Annotated in this window: 20 protein-coding genes and 2 pseudogenes; 7 read left to right on the top strand and 15 right to left on the bottom strand. The window is 32.9% G+C overall.

What is annotated here, in order from left to right:
• From N4A40_09080 to N4A40_09065, 4 genes are all read right to left on the bottom strand, one after another.
• Positions 1–455: PAS domain-containing protein (locus tag N4A40_09080; protein MCT4661998.1), on the bottom strand; the 455-nt coding region annotated here is incomplete at its 3' end.
• Between the two features lie 12 nt (positions 456–467).
• Entirely contained in the window at positions 468–1,106 is a 639-nt protein-coding gene (locus N4A40_09075; GenBank protein MCT4661997.1) for an OmpA family protein, read from the bottom strand.
• 13 nt (positions 1,107–1,119) lie between these two features.
• Positions 1,120–2,055 carry a hypothetical protein gene (locus N4A40_09070; GenBank protein MCT4661996.1) on the bottom strand — a complete coding sequence of 312 codons (936 nt, stop codon included), beginning with the start codon at positions 2,053–2,055 and terminating at the stop codon, positions 1,120–1,122.
• A gap of 62 nt (positions 2,056–2,117) precedes the next feature.
• Positions 2,118–2,522: a ribbon-helix-helix domain-containing protein gene (locus tag N4A40_09065; protein ID MCT4661995.1), complete on the bottom strand. Its 405-nt coding sequence runs from the start codon at positions 2,520–2,522 to the stop codon at positions 2,118–2,120.
• A gap of 271 nt (positions 2,523–2,793) precedes the next feature.
• Between N4A40_09065 and N4A40_09060 the strand changes: the two genes are divergently transcribed.
• The gene (locus N4A40_09060) at positions 2,794–3,813 is read left to right on the top strand and encodes a hypothetical protein (GenBank protein ID MCT4661994.1); all 1,020 of its coding nucleotides are present in this window, start codon (positions 2,794–2,796) and stop codon (positions 3,811–3,813) included.
• Positions 3,814–3,896: 83 nt separating this feature from the next.
• The gene (locus N4A40_09055) at positions 3,897–5,012 is read left to right on the top strand and encodes a hypothetical protein (GenBank protein MCT4661993.1); all 1,116 of its coding nucleotides are present in this window, start codon (positions 3,897–3,899) and stop codon (positions 5,010–5,012) included.
• Positions 5,013–5,087: 75 nt separating this feature from the next.
• Here the strand turns inward: N4A40_09055 and N4A40_09050 are convergent, their stop codons facing one another.
• The 10 genes from N4A40_09050 to N4A40_09005 form a co-directional block, all read right to left on the bottom strand.
• Positions 5,088–5,645 carry a chromate transporter gene (locus N4A40_09050; protein ID MCT4661992.1) on the bottom strand — a complete coding sequence of 186 codons (558 nt, stop codon included), beginning with the start codon at positions 5,643–5,645 and terminating at the stop codon, positions 5,088–5,090.
• The gene (locus tag N4A40_09045; protein ID MCT4661991.1) at positions 5,645–6,217 is read right to left on the bottom strand and encodes a chromate transporter; all 573 of its coding nucleotides are present in this window, start codon (positions 6,215–6,217) and stop codon (positions 5,645–5,647) included. The genes N4A40_09050 and N4A40_09045 overlap by 1 nt, the downstream gene beginning before the upstream one ends.
• 66 nt (positions 6,218–6,283) lie before the next feature.
• Positions 6,284–7,471 (bottom strand): MFS transporter, encoded by a 1,188-nt coding sequence (locus tag N4A40_09040; GenBank protein MCT4661990.1) that lies wholly within the window; start codon positions 7,469–7,471, stop codon positions 6,284–6,286.
• Between the two features lie 2 nt (positions 7,472–7,473).
• On the bottom strand, positions 7,474–7,932 hold the full coding sequence (gene fliW / locus N4A40_09035; protein MCT4661989.1) for a flagellar assembly protein FliW: 459 nt from the start codon (positions 7,930–7,932) through the stop codon (positions 7,474–7,476).
• Between the two features lie 408 nt (positions 7,933–8,340).
• Positions 8,341–10,080, bottom strand: a complete 1,740-nt coding sequence (locus N4A40_09030) for an NADH-dependent [FeFe] hydrogenase, group A6 (protein ID MCT4661988.1) — start codon at positions 10,078–10,080, stop codon at positions 8,341–8,343.
• A 23-nt stretch (positions 10,081–10,103) separates the two neighbouring features.
• A complete protein-coding gene (nuoF, locus tag N4A40_09025; GenBank protein MCT4661987.1) occupies positions 10,104–11,897 on the bottom strand; it encodes an NADH-quinone oxidoreductase subunit NuoF in 1,794 nt (597 codons plus the stop codon).
• 23 nt (positions 11,898–11,920) lie between these two features.
• Positions 11,921–12,289, bottom strand: a complete 369-nt coding sequence (locus tag N4A40_09020; GenBank protein MCT4661986.1) for a (2Fe-2S) ferredoxin domain-containing protein — start codon at positions 12,287–12,289, stop codon at positions 11,921–11,923.
• Positions 12,290–12,301: 12 nt separating this feature from the next.
• A complete protein-coding gene (locus tag N4A40_09015) occupies positions 12,302–12,793 on the bottom strand; it encodes an NAD(P)H-dependent oxidoreductase subunit E (GenBank protein MCT4661985.1) in 492 nt (163 codons plus the stop codon).
• Positions 12,794–13,614: 821 nt separating this feature from the next.
• The gene (locus N4A40_09010; protein MCT4661984.1) at positions 13,615–14,481 is read right to left on the bottom strand and encodes a ParB/RepB/Spo0J family partition protein; all 867 of its coding nucleotides are present in this window, start codon (positions 14,479–14,481) and stop codon (positions 13,615–13,617) included.
• On the bottom strand, positions 14,481–15,254 hold the full coding sequence (locus N4A40_09005) for an AAA family ATPase (protein ID MCT4661983.1): 774 nt from the start codon (positions 15,252–15,254) through the stop codon (positions 14,481–14,483). Before N4A40_09005 ends, N4A40_09010 begins: the two co-directional genes overlap by 1 nt.
• 491 nt (positions 15,255–15,745) lie before the next feature.
• Here N4A40_09005 and N4A40_09000 point away from each other — a divergent pair.
• A pseudogene (locus tag N4A40_09000) lies at positions 15,746–16,111 on the top strand (HIT family protein).
• A 97-nt stretch (positions 16,112–16,208) separates the two neighbouring features.
• On the opposite strand, the gene N4A40_08995 reads toward N4A40_09000, so the two are convergent.
• A complete protein-coding gene (locus tag N4A40_08995; GenBank protein ID MCT4661982.1) occupies positions 16,209–17,237 on the bottom strand; it encodes a polysaccharide deacetylase family protein in 1,029 nt (342 codons plus the stop codon).
• Positions 17,238–17,410: 173 nt separating this feature from the next.
• Here N4A40_08995 and N4A40_08990 point away from each other — a divergent pair, with 173 nt between their 5' ends.
• The 4 genes and pseudogenes from N4A40_08990 to N4A40_08975 form a co-directional block, all read left to right on the top strand.
• The gene (locus N4A40_08990; protein ID MCT4661981.1) at positions 17,411–17,617 is read left to right on the top strand and encodes a helix-turn-helix transcriptional regulator; all 207 of its coding nucleotides are present in this window, start codon (positions 17,411–17,413) and stop codon (positions 17,615–17,617) included.
• Positions 17,610–17,999, top strand: a complete 390-nt coding sequence (locus N4A40_08985) for a hypothetical protein (GenBank protein MCT4661980.1) — start codon at positions 17,610–17,612, stop codon at positions 17,997–17,999. Before N4A40_08990 ends, N4A40_08985 begins: the two co-directional genes overlap by 8 nt.
• 350 nt (positions 18,000–18,349) lie before the next feature.
• A pseudogene (locus N4A40_08980) lies at positions 18,350–18,817 on the top strand (peptidylprolyl isomerase).
• Between the two features lie 183 nt (positions 18,818–19,000).
• Positions 19,001–19,587, top strand: a 587-nt coding sequence (locus N4A40_08975; protein ID MCT4661979.1) for a peptidylprolyl isomerase, incomplete at its 3' end; no start/stop codon positions are given.

Genomic DNA, 19,587 nt, shown 5'->3' with positions numbered 1-19,587 from the left:
TCTGCCAACAATTGGTAATCTATCTCTCCGTACCTAAATTCCAAGTAATCAAGTGAATAATTAGATAAATCCTTATAATCAATCAATCTTTTCATTAGTTGGTTGATATCTGAAATAACAACACCTATCTGCTTTTTGTTTATGTAAATTACATTTACTTTAAGCCATTTTTCAAACAATGTCGAATAAACCTCAAATGTCTGATCACATTTAGATTTCATTATATCATCTATATTCAATAGCCATTCTGATTCCGAACCATCAAAAATAAATGGGTAAATTTCAGAAAAAGTCTTCCCAACAACTTCTTTTCTCGAATTACCCATAAATGTCAAAAGGGCTTCATTAGCTTCAATAATTCTAAGATCTTCATATCTCCCAGAATTTCCAAGCTCCGGCTGCCCTAAAAAATAATAATAACTTAATCGATTTAATATGTTTTTTTCAATACTCATGCAATCACCACTTTACTCAAAATAAAGATTTACTCTCCTCGATAATTCTGCTGATTTAAAATTATCATCATAATAATAGCTATCTGCCGCGCCCTTGCCTATAATTTCAAGTCTTTCTTCATCTATACCCATTTCTACTAGATATGATGCAACAGATTCCGCTCTTTTCAAAGAAAATAATAATCCGTAATTTTGAGTCTCTTTTCCCTTTGGCGAAAATACATTTCCTACTACTACTATCTTTATATCAGAGTCTAAAACACTAGCTTTCTCTATAAATTTTATAACATCCTTTTTGGCTCTATCCTCAAGCTTGAAAGCATTTGGTTTAAAATAAATAGAAGTAGAGGATTGTTTTATAACATCCTCCATTTGTTTTAGTTTTTCTTCTTTATTTTGCAATTTGTTATTTAATTCTTCAATCATATCTTTCTGTTGTTCTATGGTAGTATTTAGCTTTTCTATTTCTTGCATTTTTACGTCCGACTTTAAATCTTCAACCTTGTTTTCTAGCTGTTTATCAGCGATTTCTGAAGTGTCTTTATGAACATTATTTCTAGATCCCACTAAAAAGTAAATACCTGTACCAACACTCAAAATCAATACAATAATTACTAAATACCCCGCCTTAGTTAATTTATATCTACTCATAAGTCGTCATCCCCTATTTTTGTGGATTTATAAACTCTACAATATTGAGAATCTTTTGAGTTTCATAATCGATTCCGAACTTACTTTCATCCTGGCCTTTCTTGCGTTCACTTATTTGTTTCTTTATCTCTAAAATCTTAGACTCTAATTCAGCTATTGCCGCATTTGACTGTCTAACAATATCATCAGTAACGTTTAATTGCATATTAAGCTCTTGATTCAACGTCTCCAATCTCTTATATGCATCATCCATAAGTACTTCTAAGTTAATTCCAGATGCTGCGATAATATTCTTTACAGACTCTCTTTTAACTTCTATAGGTAAACTCTCTGGAAGTGCATTTATAAACTCTTCTACCATAAAAATAGTTCGTTTCTTATCATAATCTAATTGTTTATTCTCATAAATTTGTGCTACCGTATACAATCTTTCACTTTGAACAGATTGCTTCAAATTTTGAGTCATCTCTTCATACTGACGAATTTCTCTCTCGATTCTCTCTTTTTCTCTATTTATTTCAGATTGTCTCTGATCGTCTTCATCAATAAATCTCTCGTCTGATACTTCAAAAATAGATCTACTATTTTCTGTTTCAACAGCTCTGTTCTCAACTGCTCTGTTCTCTTCAACCTTTTCATCAACAGGATCGTTTTCATCAAGCAATGCCTCAAACAACGATTGTTTCTCCAAACTAATTTCTGAAGCAACCTCCTCTTGCGTTTCAGTCATTTCCTGATGTAAATCATCTGATTTCTCCACTTGCTCAAATGATTCTTCTTCAATAAGCTCATCGTAATCCTCTATTTCTGTCATTTCATCATCGCTTACTAAATGCTCGGCTCCAAAAAGAGATTCGGGTGTATCTGCTTGTTTTTCTAATTCTTCTATATCTTCATCTATTTGTTCTATTAGACCTAGCCTCTCAAATACTGATTTTTTCTTGGCCATGCTGAGATCCCTCCCCTATATTTCTTAATTTCTCTATACTATCATGCCTCTTAAAGGTCATGTTATTCAACTCCTAAAAGTCTTATCGCCTCTCTAAGTGCCTCCGAACGATCTTTTATCTTATTTACTCTACAATAATTATCGACAATTTTCAAATCTTCATCACTCAATCTGATGGTAACTCTGTTAGATTTTGGATTAGATTTTTTTGGTCTTCCACGAACCTTTTTTCTCTGATATGTGTCTGTCTTTTGGTTGTATACAACATCAATATACCCATATTTTTCAAAAAATACTTTTTCTTCTTTTATTAAATTTCTCCAAGCCTCACTCGCATTTCGCTTATGTATAAATTCTTGTAAATTATGGTAACTATTATGTTCTTCAACTTCTGACGCTTCTACCTTATTACTACAATACCACTCAATGAAATCATTTTCCACTTTGCAGCGCTTTTCTTTCCTCATATAAAAACCTCCAATAATTTCGTCAGACAAATTGATTATATCACCAAATATTAGATTATTCAATAAATTGGTTGAAATTGATACTTTAAAAGATTTTTTTATTTTTCGTCAGACTATTTTCATCATAACTTTCACGACCGCTTTACTTATTTTTTCCTTAAATTCTACACATTTCATTGATTTAATTGATTGTTTAGTCTATAATAGCTATGGTAGTAAAAGCGAATTGAAATTCTAATTTTCAATTCTAAAATAAAAATGAGGTGAATTTATGTTTAAAAACAAAAAAATGAGTTTGTTTTTCGCAGCTTTATTAGCTATAACATTAACTCTTACAGCTTGCGGTGGCAAATCATCTAAAGAAAAATTAACAGAATCTGTATCAAAATTATCTGACCTTGAGTCTTATACTCAAAACATGAGTCTTTCACTCAATGTAGAAACTCCTGAAACTGCTGATCCTAGTGCAGCTATGATGATGAGTATATTAAACTCAGCGAAACTTGATTTAACTGCAAAAGCTAATATCAAAGATATGACTCAAAGTGGTAAAATCAATGTAGCTTTTAGCGGTATGGAGTATCCATTAGATTTCTTCTATACTACAGAAAAAATGATGTTTAAAACTCCTTTCGACGAAAGATACGTAAATATTGATTTTCCTGCTGAAATGAAAGACGCTTACAGTGCTGATAATATGGACCTTTACAAAAAAATGTCTGACAAAATGATGAATTCATTAATCTCAAAGGTTGATGACAAAAACATTTCAGAAGCATCTGAAACAGTAGATGGTGAGAGCTATACTGCAATAACTTTAGTTCCTACTACAAAAGAAATGATAGAGTCTTTAAAAGAAGTTTATACTTTAATCTACACAGATGAGACTATGCGTCCTATGATGATTGCAAATACTAAAAGCCAAATGTCTATGATGGGCGTTGAAATGAGCGATGAAGAAATAGCTGCTCAACTTGATGAATCTCACAAAACTATGAATGAATCATTAGATATGATGGCTGAGCACGTTGATTTCACTGGTTCTACTGTAAAAGTTTTGATCAATAAAGATGAACTTGCTACTGGTTTTGATGCTACTATAGCAGTAAAAGTAAGCGCTCCTGATGAGAGTGGAGATATGTCTTTAACTTACAAAATCAACGGTATGTTGACTGATATCAACTCTACAGTAGTTGATGCTATGCCTGAAGTAACAGAAGACCAAACTATGTCAGCTCAAGAATTCATGCAAATTTTAATGGGTGCATTCTTAGGCGGCGGACTTGAATAATAAAATTCATGTATTTACTAGGCATTGATTCAAAAGAATCAATGCCTTTTTATTTAAAATAATATTTCATAAGAGGTGTTTTAATGATTAAATTTATTGGTAACAAAAAAATGATTTCTGTATTACTTGTTTTAATGCTTTGTTTCAGCTCTAGTGCATTTGCTAAAAAATCACTTTCTGATAAATATCGTTTGACTAAAGCATTTGAAAATTTCGCAGCTCTAAAGTCCTATACTCAAAATCTAGAATTATCTATGAATATAAGCAGCGATGCTATGATGTATAACCCGTATTTAGCTATAGTTTCTGATTCGAAATTTATACTCAACTCAAAAGTTGATGTTGATAACTATATGCAAACAGGTAAAGCTACTTTAAACTTCATGAATCAGCCTTACCCATTTGAGTACTACATATCTCCAAATTCATTTACATTCTTGTCTCCATTCGATGAAAGGTACGTAAAATTAGATGATTATTTAAAAGATGACATTATCTTTGATAAATCAAAATTGACTCCCTCTGAACTTCAAGAATTTGAAAAACTTTATTCGAGTTTAGTAGGTAAATTTTTCGGATCTTTAGATAAAAAATTTATAAAATCTGAAAATAAAATAGTTGATAAAAAATCAATGACTGAAATCAAAATCTCACTTAACCATGAAAACTTCATTGCTACTTTAAAAAGTTTCGTAAATTCATTGAAGAAGGATGATGATTTTCTAGCACTAGCTGCACTAATATATTACCAGTCGTATGATTCAGCTTCGTTAGCTGATGAAAGCCAAGTCAACCTAAGTGACAAAGAACTAAAAGATTTTTTCTATACTGATTTAGAAAAGAATTTTAACGATTTTCTAGATAAATTAGAGCAATCAATGCATTTTGATAAAATAGAAATTAATTTCCTTATAACTCGAGGAAATCAATTAGCCGATAGTTCTTATACTATAAGCGTATCCGACGTTATAAAAAAATCAGAGCCATTAAATGAATCAAATGAAGAATCAGAAGTTCTACCATCAATGATTCGTACTTATGTACTTAATTTAAGTTTTTCTGATTTAAATTCTACAAACTTAGATAAATTACCAAAATTATCTAAAGAACAAACTATGACTATGGAAGAATTTTCAGATGTCATGGCACAGCAATTCAACTTAGGATATTCTGATTCAGAAAATAGCGTGATAAAATAAATTTCAAAATACTAAACAGTTACAAAAAAGCAGTGTGATTTATATAAAATCACACTGCTTTTTTGTATGACATAATTATGAGAAAAGCAAAGCTCCAAGCACTCCGCTAATTACTATGAGCAACATTGGATGTACTTTGGTTTTATAAAGAAGTATTCCCACTACTGCTGTTATTCCCAAACTTTTAAAATCTAATCCTGTAATGTCCATTATCTTAAGTTTATCTATATCTACACTCACTGTCATAGCGACTACAAGACCTGCTGCTAATATAAATCCTGCCACTACAGGTCTTATTCCATAAAATATCATCTTAACCATTTCACTCTTTTTGTACTTCTCATGATAGTGACCTAATATCTGACCGCATAGATATGACGGCATCGCAACTCCTAGCGTAGCAATTATCCCACCAAATACTCCACCTATTGTATTTCCCACATATGTGGCAGAATTGACAGCAATTGCCCCAGGAGTCATTTGAGCTATAGCTATAATGTCTATGAACCTTGAGACATCAATCCAGCCTCTACTGACGATTTCAGTCTGTATAAGAGGTATCATGGCATATCCTCCGCCAAAATTAAATAATCCTATCTTAAAAAAAGCAGTCCAGAGTCTCCACAATATCATCACGAATGCCCCCTCTCCAATACTTTTCTAGCCCAATTTGGATACAATCTATAAATCATAAATCCAATCAGACCTCCTGTTACAATAAGTATTATAGGGCTTATGTTTATAAATACTACTCCCACTATAGAACATGCACATAGAAAAAGTGTCAGTCTATCTTGAACTGCTGCCTTTGCTATTCTTATCCCTGCCTTAATTATAAGAGCTACTATACCCGATCTAATTCCCATAAATATAGCTTTTATAATAGCTTGATCCAAAAATTGATTAAAGAATAATGCTATAAGAGTGAGAAGTATAATAGACGGTGTTATAACTCCTAGCATTGCAAATAGTGAAGTAAGATGTCCACCTAGTCTATAACCTATGAGAGTAGCACAATTAAGTGCTATAGCTCCAGGCATAGTTTGAGATAGCGCAAGTACGTCTACAATCTCCTCTTCATCTATCCATTTTTTTGATTCAACCATTTCTTTTTCTATAAGCGGAAGCATCGCATATCCCCCACCAAATGTAAACATTCCGATCTTGAAAAACGTCAAATATATCTCAAAATTTAGCTTTTTCAATATCAAAACACCTCCAATTAATCGTCTGACCAAATTCACAAAACCTCTATTTAATCAACAATATCTCTATTTTTTTCTAGAAGTTTCAATAATACTCCCTACCTTTTTTAGTAGTGTTATTGCCATTATAAAACTCATCACATAAAATGCTCCTATGAGCCCAAACCCTGCTTCTACTCCAAATAAGTCATTTACAAATCCTATGATTATATTTGCAAACATAGCTGTTGCAGATGCAAATGTAACTACTATACCCGTCACATACGATGCTTTCGATTTAAATACATGACTCAAACTGAGTACTATAGTTGGAAATACTATAGAACAGAAAAAACCTGTCATAGCTATTAGATAAACTCCATTCGCACCTAGCATCATTGATATTGGAAATAGTATAGCATTTATACCTAAAAATACAGATACTGTTTTAATATAGCCAAAGCGCTCTGTTATAGCGCCTCCGATTAATCGTCCGACGGTTAAGCAACCAAAGAAAAGTGCTGAATAAAATGCTGCGTCCTTTTGATTAAATGTAAATCCATCTTTCAAATAGTTTATCATCCAATTTCCTGTACACATTTCAGCTGCTACATAAAATCCAAGGCAAGCAGAGTAAATATATAGAACTGGCATTTTAAATATTTGTGCATGGCTTCCTTCATTTTCAGCACCGGCCCTTTCTGCTCTAGGCATTTTTATTATAAGTGATAACATACAAAGAACAAACGCATAAATTCCTATAAATACATAAATGCTTTGCCAAGATATTCCCCTATAAATCAAATCACCTGCCGAATACTGTGTCATCATAGATCCGAATCCATAAGCGAAGTGTACGAAATTCATAAGCACTGATTGAAAACTCACTAGTATAAGTGGGACCATGGTGTTTATACCAAGAGCTATAAATGATGCGCCTACATTCATGAGCAGTAGTGCACATAGAAGCATAGCATAACTACCTCCTAGAGTAACTAATGGAATAGATGCTACAACCAATAATCCTCCAATTACTATGAGCTTCTTTTGTCCAAATAAATCACACAAATGACCACTTACATAAGTTCCAAGAATATATCCTAGAGATGATGCGGTCAATAGAAAACCCATTTGGGTATTTTTCACATTGAATACTTCTTTAAATACTGGAATAAAAACTCCTCTCAGCGAATCCATCGCTGCTAGAAGCAACATAAAACCTATGATCAGTACAATACACCAACCATAGGTCATTTTATTTTCATTTTGACTCATTTTTATTTCTTCTCCTCTTCTAATCGCTTTTTCATTTCAGCTACAAAAGCATATTTTAGTGGCCACCTGTCATCCGCTAAAACAACTTGTTTACCTTTTCTTGTCCGACTATTAATAACTAACGGTGCTTTCAAGTTCACAGTAGAACCTGCAAAGTTTTTACCTACAGTAACTATATTGTAAATCACAATTTCTTCACTATTTTCAATTTCAAGTTCTTTTACAATCTCATCATCTAACTCAAAATCATACTCTTCTAATAGCAAATATGGATAAGCTACCATAAACCCAACATTTTCATCATCTATTGCCTGTAGCCACTTGAAAGGAATAGGTTCCTCCACCGCTTTCTGATTCATCAATATGTATTTGTGATTATCTTCAAATCCGAGTATACCTTCTTCAAATATTATAAGTTCTGATTCATCAATCTCTATACCGCCAAATAAATCTAATTTCATAAAAGTCCCTCCTTCAAAACGATTATAGGGGTCTATTTCCACAGATGCTTTCACTATAATTACATTATACCACGAAATTTCCATTTTCTAACTCAAAATATAATTCAGTAAAAATAATTCTAAAACTTTATATAACGCTCAAATGCTGTCAATATCTGCTAGAAAAAATAGTTTATTATAACTGCCAATTAATATTTCAAAGCTCAAAAAAAGAGATGTATACATTACATCTCTTTTGTACTATCTAGCAGCCCCCTCGCTTTTTCCGTTCAAATTAGCTTCTCCTAGATAGCTTTTTGTGGTGAATGTTCTTTGGTGTGGGGCCAAAAAACAAAGTCATGTGGGATTGAAAGTCTTAGACTCTCTTTAGTGGTGCGCTTCAATACCCTTTGAAGCGCACGCATAATTTTATAGTGGATATATTTCCTTCTTTTTATATGTTGTATGAAGTAGGTGATGTGATTTATGTCCGTTCGGTTCACCTAGATACTCATCATACAATTTCTTAATCATTGGATTTTCATGAGATTTTCTAATAGTTTTTGATTCATCTTCTGAATAAAGTGCCTTCGCTCTCTCAACTCTAATGTCTTTAGTCATTCTAATTTCTGGGCAAACTATTGGCTGTCCACCTCCGTTTACACAGCCGCCTGAACATCCCATGATTTCAATAAAGTGATACTCTTTTTCGCCGCTTTTTACAAGATCTAATAATTTTGATGCTTGGCCCGTACTGTGAGCTATCGCTATTTTGACCTCTAAATCTCCAAGCTTCACACTAGCCTCTTTTATTCCTTCTACACCTCTCACTGCTGTGTACTCTACATTTTCAAGCTCATGACCGTGTACAACCTCTGCAACAGTTCTAAGAGCTGCTTCCATTACTCCACCTGTTACTCCAAATATAACACCAGCACCAGTAGATTCACCTATCAATTGATCGCAAGATTCATCTTCTAATCTTGTGAAATCTATACCTGCTGTTTTTATCATTTTTGCAAGTTCTCTAGTTGTTATAACTGCATCAACATCTGCCACTCCATCAACTTTTAACTCATCTCTAAGTTTTTCACCTTTTTTGGCTGTACAAGGCATTACAGATACAACGTATATATCATTTCTATCTATTCCATTTTGCTCTGCATAGTAAGATTTTGCTATCGCTCCAAACATATTTTGAGGTGATTTACAACTAGATAAATTTGGAATGAATTCAGGATAAAACTCCTCGCAATAATTAATCCACCCTGGAGAACATGATGTAATCATAGGAAGAACTCCGCCATTTTGTACCCTATCTAAAAGCTCATATCCTTCTTCCATGATAGTAAGATCTGCTGCAAAGTCAGTGTCAAATACTTTGTCAAAACCAAGTCTTCTAAGAGCTGCTACCATTTTACCTGTAACTGGTGTACCCATCTCTAAGCCAAATTCCTCTCCAAGAGCTGCTCTTACAGCTGGTGCAGTTTGAACAACTACATGTTTATCAGATTCAATAGCATCCCAAACATAATCTATTTCTTCTTTTTCATGAAGTGCTCCAACAGGGCAAACGTTTATACATTGACCACATCTGATACAAGGCGATTCATCTAACGATTTATTAAATGGTTGCCCTACGCTAGTCTTAAATCCTCTGTCTTGGAAACCAAGCACTCCAACATTTTGTATTTTGTCACATACGCTGATACATCTTCCACACAATATACACTTGTTCTGATCTCTTACTATACTTGGTGAAGAATAATCTATAGGATGGATAATTCTCTCTCCATCAAATGTAATCTCTCTAATTCCCAAATCATCTGCAAGTGTTTGAAGTTCACAATTTTTATTTCTTTCACAAGAAAGACAACTTCTATCATGATTTGAAAGGATCAATTCAAGATTGTTTTTTCTAGCAATTCTAACTTTTTTGGTATTCGTCTTAACTACCATACCTTCTGCCGCCTCTAATACACATGATGCTAATAATCTATTGTTAACGCCCTCTACTTCTACAAGGCACATACGACATGCGCCCACTTCATTTATATCTTTCAAGTAACAAAGTGTTGGAATATTAACGCCGATTTGTCTCGCCGCCTCTAAAACCGTGGTTCCCTTTGGAACCGTCACTTCTTTGTTGTCGATTGTCAAAGTTACCATATTGCTCTACACCCCTTTTCTCTCTAATTCATGCTAATTGCGCCAAATGGACATTTTTCTATACATGCACCACACTTGATACACTTACTCTGATCAATTTCATGTGGGTTTTTAGGACTTCCTGAAATTGCACCCACTGGACAAACTTTAGCACAAAGTGTACAACCCTTACATGCATCTGCATCAATAGTGTATGACAATAATTTTTTACATGCACCTGCTGGACATTTCTTGTCTTTAACATGAGCTTCATATTCATCTCTAAAATATTTAAGTGTTGACAATACTGGGTTTGGAGCTGTTTGCCCAAGACCACAAAGAGCTGATGCTTTTATAGAATAAGCAAGTTCTTCTAATTTGTCTATATCTTCCATTTCTCCATTTCCACTCGTTATTTTCTCAAGTAGTTCGAGCATTCTTTTCGTTCCTATTCTGCATGGAACACATTTTCCGCAAGATTCATCAACTGTGAAATCTAGGAAAAATCTAGCTATATCAACCATGCAATTATCCTCATCCATTACAATCATACCGCCTGATCCCATCATAGAACCTAGAGCAATAAGTGAATCATAATCTATAGGAGTGTCTAAATATTCTGCTGGTATACATCCTCCCGATGGACCTCCTGTTTGAACTGCTTTAAATTTCTTTCCATTTGGAATTCCTCCACCGATATCGTAAATAATCTCTCTAAGTGTAGTTCCCATAGGAATTTCAACAAGACCTGTGTTGTTAATCTTTCCACCTAGTGCAAAAACTTTAGTTCCAGGTGATTTTTCTGTACCTATACTCTTGAACCAATCTGCTCCATTTAGTACTATTTTTGGTATATTTGCAAATGTTTCAACATTATTTATTATAGTTGGTTTACCCCAAAGGCCTTTGTTTGCTGGAAATGGTGGTTTATTTCTAGGCATACCTCTTTCACCTTCGATAGAGGCTATAAGTGCTGTCTCCTCGCCACATACGAAAGCTCCTGCACCGAGTCTGATTTCTACATCAAAATCAAAACCTGATTCAAATATATTCTTACCAAGTAGACCTTTTTCTCTAGCTTGATTTATTGCTATCTTAAGTCTATCTACTGCTATTGGATACTCTGCTCTGATATATATAAATCCTTTAGTCGCTCCAATTGCATAGCCGCCAATTGCCATAGCCTCTAAAACCGCATGTGGATCACCTTCAAGCACACTACGATCCATAAACGCTCCCGGGTCACCTTCATCAGCGTTACAAATGATATACTTTTGATCGCTCTCATTTCTAGCTGCAAATCCCCATTTCACACCAGTAGGGAATCCACCACCACCACGGCCACGAAGCCCTGAAGCTTTAACTTCTTCAATTACATCTTCTGGTTTCATCTCAGTAAGAGCCTTACCAAGAGCCATGTATCCATCATATGCAATATACTCTTCAATATTTTCAGGATTTATAACACCACAAAGTTCAAGTGCAACACGCTTTTGCTTTTTATAAAATTGAACCTCACTAACAGATTTGATTTTATCTTCAACTATAGCATCTTTATACAACAAATCCTTTACTATTCTTCCCTTAAGTAGATGTTCCTCGCAAATTACATCCACATCTTCTATTTTTACATGACTGTAAAATGCACCTTCTGGATAAACTACTACTATAGGACCTGCTTCACAAAGTCCAAAACATCCTGTTCTAACTACTTTTACTTCTTTTTCCAACCCTAATTCTTCTAATTTAGCATCCATTTTTTCGTGGATTTTATCAGAATTTGATGACGTACATCCTGTTCCTCCACAGATCAAAACATGAGATCTATAAAACTCCATTGTACAACCTCCCTTTTCAGCGATTATTCTTCGTAAGCACCTACCGTGTATTCTGTAACTATTGTGTTATTTACAATATGTTCTGCCACTATTTTCTTTGCCTTCTCTGCATCTACAAAAACATAAGTGACTTTTTCTTCTCCAGTTTTGTATACTTCTACAATAGGTTCTAATCTACACATTCCGATACATCCTGTTTGAATGACTTGAACATCACTAAGTCCTCGTTTATTCACTTCTTCAATAAGTGACATAAGTACCTCTCTAGCACCAGCTGCAATACCACAAGTTGCCATTCCCACAACGATTCGAGTTCCATCTTTTTCTTCTCTTAGTTCTACCTTTTTACGAGCTTCGTCTCTCATTTTTTTCAATTCTTCCAACGATTTCATCTAGAGCACCTCCTATTTAACCTGATATTTAGTCAAAATTCCTTTGACATCTGCAGGTACTAATTTACCATAAACATCTTCATTAACTGTAATAACAGGTGCCAATCCACAGGCTCCGATACATCTAGTAGCTTCTATTGAAAAACGTCTATCAGTTGTAGTCTCTCCTACTTTAATTCCAAGAGCTTTTTCAATCTCTTCTAGTATCGCCTGAGAACCTTTAACATAACATGCTGTACCTAAGCAAACACCTATGTTATACTCTCCCTTTGGCACTAGTGTAAATTGTGAATAAAACGTTGCTACCCCATAAGCTTCTGCAAGGGGCACATTTACAGCTTCAGCAATCATTTTTTGAACCTCAATAGGTAGATAACCAAAAATCGATTGTGCATCGTGAAGCAATTGCATTAATGCGCCCTTTGAGTCTTTCTTCTCTTCAATCTTTGCCTTAAGTGCATCTACTTTCGTAGCGTTTTCTTTCCAATCAAACGCAAATTCCATCCAAACTCCTCCTTCTTCTATAAAAACTATATCCTCCAATTTGACCGAATCTTCTTTATATGTGAAACTTCTGAATTTTCAAATCATATTAAAGGGTAAAATACTAAATGTTTCCCAAATCAATCAAGCTAAATCAGTGCTTTGTTACATTTTTCACTTTCTTTATACTTTAATTATATATTTTGTTCAAAAGTTGTCAATGTTTTTTTTGTATGTTTTTCTTCACTTTACTACGCCCAAATCCTCTTTCTAAGCCGTTTATACCGGTTTCATTAATAAATAATAATAAATGTGTCGCCGGGAAATACTGTATATTTATACTTTTGTATTTGTTTTTAGTTGGTAAGTTTTCTCATTTAATCACAATTATATTATAACTATGATATCTATTTCCGATTATTTAAACTTAAACCCTAGTTTCTAACTAAATTCATAACTTTATTAAGCTATAGAACCTCTGCATATTGATAAATTGTATTGATGATAAAACTTAAATCAAAATTGACTTTGAGCACAATAAAACTTTTAACGTTTTTATCTAGTAACTTTGATTAGTTATTCATTTTAAGCTATTTATACCACTTTTCTATTTGCTCAAATCACATATTCATTTTAACTTAACACCAAACAGCGTTTTAATTGTTACATTTTTTTAATATTTTAAATGCTTTTTCCCCTATTTTTATTTAGTTTTAGCTATTTATTCTCTCTTATTTCCCAGTATCTAGTTGAAAATACCTACTCATATTCATAAACATCAAAAAGCTCTGCAAATAAATATCTGCAGAGCTTTTAAATAACAATTTTACTTTTTAATAATTCTACTTTCCTAACAATTCTAATATCCTATCTAAATCATCCAAATTATAATAGTCTATCTCTATCTTTCCCTTTCCCTTTTTGTCTTTAACTCTAACTTTTGTACCGAAAAGATTCATAAGTTCATCTTCAAATTCCTTTATGTGAGGATCTCTAGTTTCAACCTTATCTCTGAATATAACCTCAACCGTTCTACTAGTTTCTTTTTTTATCATGGCCTCTAGATTTCTAACACTCAGTGCTTTTTTTACAGCTAAATCAGCCCATTTCTTTTGTTCTGCTAAGTCTTCTAATCTTAAAAGTGCTCTTCCGTGACCAGCTGATAGCTCCTGTGTTTTTATCATATCTATAACTTTAGGTGACAATTTCAAAAGCCTAAGTGTATTGGTAACATGAGTTCTGCTCTTGCCTATCACTTCAGATAATTCTGACTGAGTTATATTGTACTCTCTCATCAATTGCTCGTAGGCATTAGCCTCTTCTATCTGATTCAAATCCTCTCTCTGAAGATTTTCAACCAATGCTAATTGAGCAGAAACATGATCCGTCATTTCCTTGACTATGCAAGGTACTTTCCTCAGCCCTATCATTTTTGCTGCTCTAAATCTTCTCTCTCCCGCAACAATTTCATAACTACCATTTTTGTTTCTAATTATAATTGGCTGCAGTATTCCATGAACCTTTATTGAGTCCGCTAGTGATTGTAAATTTTCTTGTTCAAACTCTTGTCTTGGCTGGTTTTGATTTGCCACTATTTCTCCAACACTTACTTCAATTACCTTTTCTCCGCTCATGTCTTTCAAATCTTCATTTGTCTCTTCTGGAATTAGTGCCGAAAGTCCCTTCCCTAATCCTCTTTTTTTCGCCATCAATATTCCTCCTCTATATTCTCTAAAAACTCTTCCGCTAATTCGTTGTACGCAATAGCACCTTTTGATTTTTCATCATATGCAATTACTGGGACTCCATAACTTGGTGCCTCTGCTAGTCTAACATTTCTTGGAATCATAGTCCTATACACTTTATTTCCAAAGTACTTTTTAACTTCTTCTACTACTTGTATTGAAAGATTTGTTCTACCATCAAACATGCTCAGCACTACCCCTTCTATTTGAAGAGAAGGATTTAAACCTTTTTTGACTAGATTTATAGTGTTCATAAGCTGACTAACTCCCTCTAGCGCATAGTATTCACATTGTATTGGAATCATGACACTATCCGATGCCTTAAGCGCATTTATCGTCAATATTCCAAGCGATGGCGGACAATCTATAAATATATAGTCATAATCACCTCTAATGCTTTCAATAGCTTTTTCAAGGCAATACTCTCTATTTTCTTTAAGTGCTAATTCGATTTCAGCTCCAGCAAGTTCCATAGTTGATGGTATAATTTTTAAACCCTCAAATGAAGTTTCATATACAATATCTCTAGCATCTTCCCCTTCTACAAGTAAATCATAAATAGATTTTTCTATATTATCTTTATCTATTCCAAGACCACTTGTTGAATTCCCCTGAGGATCAATGTCTACAATCAATACATTTTTCCCTGCGGCTACCAGTGAAGCACTAAGATTTATATTAGTAGTAGTCTTGCCCACACCGCCTTTTTGATTAAAGATTGATACAATTTTAGCCATTTAAATCCTCCCTTTGATATTAATGTTTCACGTGAAACATTTTACTCGCTTTTTTTCTTTATGTTTCACGTGAAACATATTTCTATTTGCATCTTTTTTTATCTAAAATCTTCATATAGTAAAATTCACTTCTACTAAAAGTCTCTTCTGCTAAAAATCACTCTGCTAAAAATCTATTTGGTAAAAATTGCTCTGGTGAAAGTCTCTCTGGTAAAAGTCTCTTTCTAAAAGTTTCCGTCACTATAATTATAAATCATATTACAACTATATACTATGCCTTTTTGACAAATAGTTGAATTTTCTGACAAAATCATTAAAAATCTGCACTCCTTTCTGATATATTTATTTTAAAAGATTGCTCTCTTTATCACTAAAACGAATAATCTTTAGATCTAAAAATTAATTCTAGGAGGTAATTTCATTTTGAATTCCTGTATATTTTGTAATATTATCAATCAAAAACTAGAGGCAAATATAGTTTACAAGACGATTTAATCATCGTATTCATGGACCATGACCCCATCAATCTCGGCCACTTACTTATCGCAACCAAAACCCATAAGCTAGATTTAGATGAATTAACTCATAATGAATCCACTAGAGTTATGGACATTTCAAAAATGCTGCTTATAGCTCTAAAAAACACATACCCGTTACAAGGTTATTCTATCATGCAAAATGGTGGCAAATTCAATGATATAGGTCACTATCATTTACACATCTTTCCAAGGTACGATAATGATGGCTTCAGTCTAAATTGCCGCGATATCGACAATTTCAATTCTGATTTGGAATATAGAAAAATATGTTCTTCTATATCGCAAATTATTGACAGAAACACTCTAATTATTAAATAGAAAAAGCAGTTAGATGTTTCACGTGAAACATCTAACTGCTTTCCTATAATTTGGGCAAGCATCTATACTTCTACTAAAAAGTATAAATTGATTTCAATTATCTAACTCTTCGACTTCCCTCTATTGTATCTACAAAAGTCTTATTGCTCATGCCCGGACTCATGTTAAATCTCGGTACAGCCTTTAAATCTGTATTTCTGTATACATATCCCTTTTTGATTGTAAATCCTATATCTATTCCCAGTTCATCCATCACCTCATATGTCGACTTTGTAACTTCTCCATATGGATATGCAAATATAGGGTACAATCCCATATCCAAATTCAACTTCAAATCTCTGTATATTTGATCCTTAGACAAGAATGTGATATATGGTCTCCATCTTCCCCTGCTATTCTTTTTCAAAAAGTGAAGCTCATATGTATGCATTCCAAAATCAAATACATCGTTGTAATCTTTCAAATCATAGTCTTCCTTCAATATCATTTCATACTTTGAATCCACCATCTGCTCTCTTGATCTCAAATAATTTCCCATAATGTGAACTATACCTTTTTGATTGTAGGATTTCATTATCGGATATGCTATTTTGATATTGGACTCATAACCATCATCAAAAGTAATTAACACCGACTTTTGACCTATTTTTTGCTTTCCCTCTATCCAATTTTGAAACTCCTCTGCACTTAGCGTCTTAAAAACCCTATCATGTATTATTTTCATATCCCTTTCAAATTGTGACTTCTTTATAATAGATTGATTTTTTTTACCTATCTGTGAATCTTCAACTATATGATGGTACATGAGCACCGATATTCTATCAATGTTTGGTAATTCTTCTTCAGCTAGCTCATCATTACCCTCATCTGAGAATTCTTCTGATTTTATAGAGTGGTTATTATAATATACTAAATAATTATTGTATTTATAACTTGTAATCTGTTCCTGAAATATATTGTTTTTGCAAGGTCCTCCAATAGTGAGTATTTCATCTTCTGTATTCTTAAAAGTATTTGAAAGAACTCCTGAATGTGAAGTGTTTTTTGCTAATCCTGAATTAGAATAAAATATCATCAAAAAAACTGTAATAATTAAGACTACTCGACTTCTGCAATATTTACGCATAGATATCCCCTCTGTCAAATTTTATCGTCATTCTACAACTAGTATAGCTTTAATATAGTTTTATTTTACCACTGCTGAAAACAATTGCAAGTTTTATGTAAAGCAAGCTTGACATATTTAATATTATAGTATAGTCTTTACGTAAAGTAAGCTTTACATAGAGGAGTTATATTATGAAAAATAACCTTGAACAAATTAGAAAAAGTAAAAATTTAAGCCAAGATCAACTTTCAAAACTTCTAAAGGTCTCTAGGCAGACTATAAGTTCTATAGAAAATGGCAGATACAACCCTTCTATTCTATTAGCTTTTAAATTGTCTATTTTCTTTCATTTGCCCATTGAAGAAATATTTATCTACGAGGAGGAATATTATGATTAAAAAATTTCTAACAAATATCAACTTATTATTTGTACTTTTTTTGCAAAGTTTCGCCATTGTGAGTTACTTCTACAATAGAGATTTAGCTATATTCGGAATCATAACTATCTTATCGATAATCACTGCAATTAGCTCTATTTTAAGGACTAATGCAGATGAAAAGGCTATATTAGACATAGAGTTACAAGACGAGCGAAATAGAATGATAAGGTATCAATCTCAGGCAAAAGCTAACACTTCTTTGAGCTTCATTTTATCTGTTTTGATATTATTTTTTATAATAATGCAGAAAGATTTTACACTTTTGGTAGTTATTTTTTTATTTGCCATCAATAGTATTCTAATGAACTATTATTATTCTAAATTGCAGAAAAAATACTAAATTTGCTTTTCATTATCTCGTATCATATAATGAAATAAAATCAAAATACATTTGCGAAAGGATGTTACTTAATGAAGAAATTACTGAGTATCTTCTTGGTTTTAATGCTAATTTCAGCATCAACTATAACATTTGCATCTAATGATTTAGTTGAAATTAGTATGAATGACCATATTATTAAAATGAACAATGTTGAACTAGAATCAAATTCATTTTCTTTAAATGGCAAAGTTTATGTGCCTTTGGAATCTAGCTTAAAATTATTAGATAAAAAGGTTGATTGGATTTCATCTCCTAAGACCGCTACTATATCAGACTTAAATACTATTGTTCAAAATCCAATAGTAACTATGGAAATGGAAAGTGGAAAGAAGATAAAAATGGAGTTATATCCAGAAAAAGCTCCTAACACTGTAAATAATTTTATAAAGCTTATAAATGATGGTTTTTACAATGGACTTAACTTTCACAGAGTTATACCTGAATTTATGATTCAAGGTGGCGATCCAAATGGAAATGGCACTGGTGGAGCAAAATACGATATCAAAGGTGAATTTACTAAAAACAATGAATTCAATGACTTGCTTCACAAAAGAGGTGTGGTTTCAATGGCTAGAAGCACCGCATTTGACAGTGCTAGTTCTCAATTTTTTATAGTCGTAAAAGATTCTCATTTTCTAAATGGAAACTACGCCGCTTTTGGAAAAGTTATAGAAGGAATAGAGATTGCTGATGAAATAGCATTAGTTGAAAGAGATGCCAGAGATAAGCCTCTACAGCCCCAAGTAATAAAAACTATGACTGTCGATACATTCGGTAAACAATACAATGAACCTGTAAAAATAACTGAGGAGTCTATACTTGCAAATATGTATAGTGGAGTTTCATCTCCAGATGATGCCAGTTCCCCTGAGAAAGAATCCGGAACTAAAGAAGCCAAACTAGTGCATCAATCTGTACATTTAAAATATAATACTATAGAATTAGATGATAGTTTAATTATGTATGATGATACAAATTATATATCTATAGACTCTCTAAAAGACCTACTAAAGGCTAGATTGGATTACTATTCAAAAAATAAAACATTCAATTTATTATTCAAAAAACAATATTTATATCAAAATAATCCTTTGGTTACAATAGAACTTGATAATGGTAAAACACTTGAAATAGAACTTTACCCTAGCGATGCTCCAAATACTGTATCTAATTTCATCGCTCTCATAAAAAATGGTTTCTATAAGGGAAAATCATTTCATAGAATGCTAGCTGACAATATGATTCAAGGTGGCCAAGATTTAGAAAACACTATGAAATACTTACTTCCAGGTGAATTTGCAACAAATGGATATGAAAATACCCTCATGCAAACTAGAGCTACTATATCTATGGTAAACTTCAGTTCTCACCCAGTTTCTAGTCCTACGGAATTCTTTATAAATGTAGTTGACCATCCTAGCTTAAATGGCAATTTCGCTCCATTTGGTAGGGTTATAAACGGTATGGACGTTATAGATGAGATATCTCGCACAAAAACTGATGCAAATGCTTCTGCTATAAATCCTGTAGTTATAAAAAATATCAC

The sequence above is a fragment of the Tissierellales bacterium genome (assembly GCA_025210965.1).
In the GTDB taxonomy this organism is placed as follows: Bacteria; Bacillota; Clostridia; order Tissierellales; family JAOAQY01; genus JAOAQY01.
Note: the sequence above shows the minus strand (reverse complement) of the source record. Positions and strands in the feature narration are given on the sequence as shown.

Excerpts from the sequence above, each read along its gene's own strand:
- N4A40_09075 (MCT4661997.1), bottom strand. The coding sequence starts at position 1,106 with ATGAGTAGATATAAATTAACTAAGGCGGGGTATTTAGTAATTATTGTA.
- N4A40_09070 (MCT4661996.1), bottom strand. The coding sequence starts at position 2,055 with ATGGCCAAGAAAAAATCAGTATTTGAGAGGCTAGGTCTAATAGAACAA.
- N4A40_09065 (MCT4661995.1), bottom strand. The coding sequence starts at position 2,522 with ATGAGGAAAGAAAAGCGCTGCAAAGTGGAAAATGATTTCATTGAGTGG.
- N4A40_09060 (MCT4661994.1), top strand. The coding sequence starts at position 2,794 with ATGTTTAAAAACAAAAAAATGAGTTTGTTTTTCGCAGCTTTATTAGCT.
- N4A40_09055 (MCT4661993.1), top strand. The coding sequence starts at position 3,897 with ATGATTAAATTTATTGGTAACAAAAAAATGATTTCTGTATTACTTGTT.
- N4A40_09050 (MCT4661992.1), bottom strand. The coding sequence starts at position 5,645 with ATGATATTGTGGAGACTCTGGACTGCTTTTTTTAAGATAGGATTATTT.
- N4A40_09040 (MCT4661990.1), bottom strand. The coding sequence starts at position 7,471 with ATGAGTCAAAATGAAAATAAAATGACCTATGGTTGGTGTATTGTACTG.
- fliW (MCT4661989.1), bottom strand. The coding sequence starts at position 7,932 with ATGAAATTAGATTTATTTGGCGGTATAGAGATTGATGAATCAGAACTT.
- N4A40_09030 (MCT4661988.1), bottom strand. The coding sequence starts at position 10,080 with ATGGTAACTTTGACAATCGACAACAAAGAAGTGACGGTTCCAAAGGGA.
- nuoF (MCT4661987.1), bottom strand. The coding sequence starts at position 11,897 with ATGGAGTTTTATAGATCTCATGTTTTGATCTGTGGAGGAACAGGATGT.
- N4A40_09020 (MCT4661986.1), bottom strand. The coding sequence starts at position 12,289 with ATGAAATCGTTGGAAGAATTGAAAAAAATGAGAGACGAAGCTCGTAAA.
- N4A40_09015 (MCT4661985.1), bottom strand. The coding sequence starts at position 12,793 with ATGGAATTTGCGTTTGATTGGAAAGAAAACGCTACGAAAGTAGATGCA.
- N4A40_09010 (MCT4661984.1), bottom strand. The coding sequence starts at position 14,481 with ATGGCGAAAAAAAGAGGATTAGGGAAGGGACTTTCGGCACTAATTCCA.
- N4A40_09005 (MCT4661983.1), bottom strand. The coding sequence starts at position 15,254 with ATGGCTAAAATTGTATCAATCTTTAATCAAAAAGGCGGTGTGGGCAAG.
- N4A40_08995 (MCT4661982.1), bottom strand. The coding sequence starts at position 17,237 with ATGCGTAAATATTGCAGAAGTCGAGTAGTCTTAATTATTACAGTTTTT.
- N4A40_08990 (MCT4661981.1), top strand. The coding sequence starts at position 17,411 with ATGAAAAATAACCTTGAACAAATTAGAAAAAGTAAAAATTTAAGCCAA.
- N4A40_08985 (MCT4661980.1), top strand. The coding sequence starts at position 17,610 with ATGATTAAAAAATTTCTAACAAATATCAACTTATTATTTGTACTTTTT.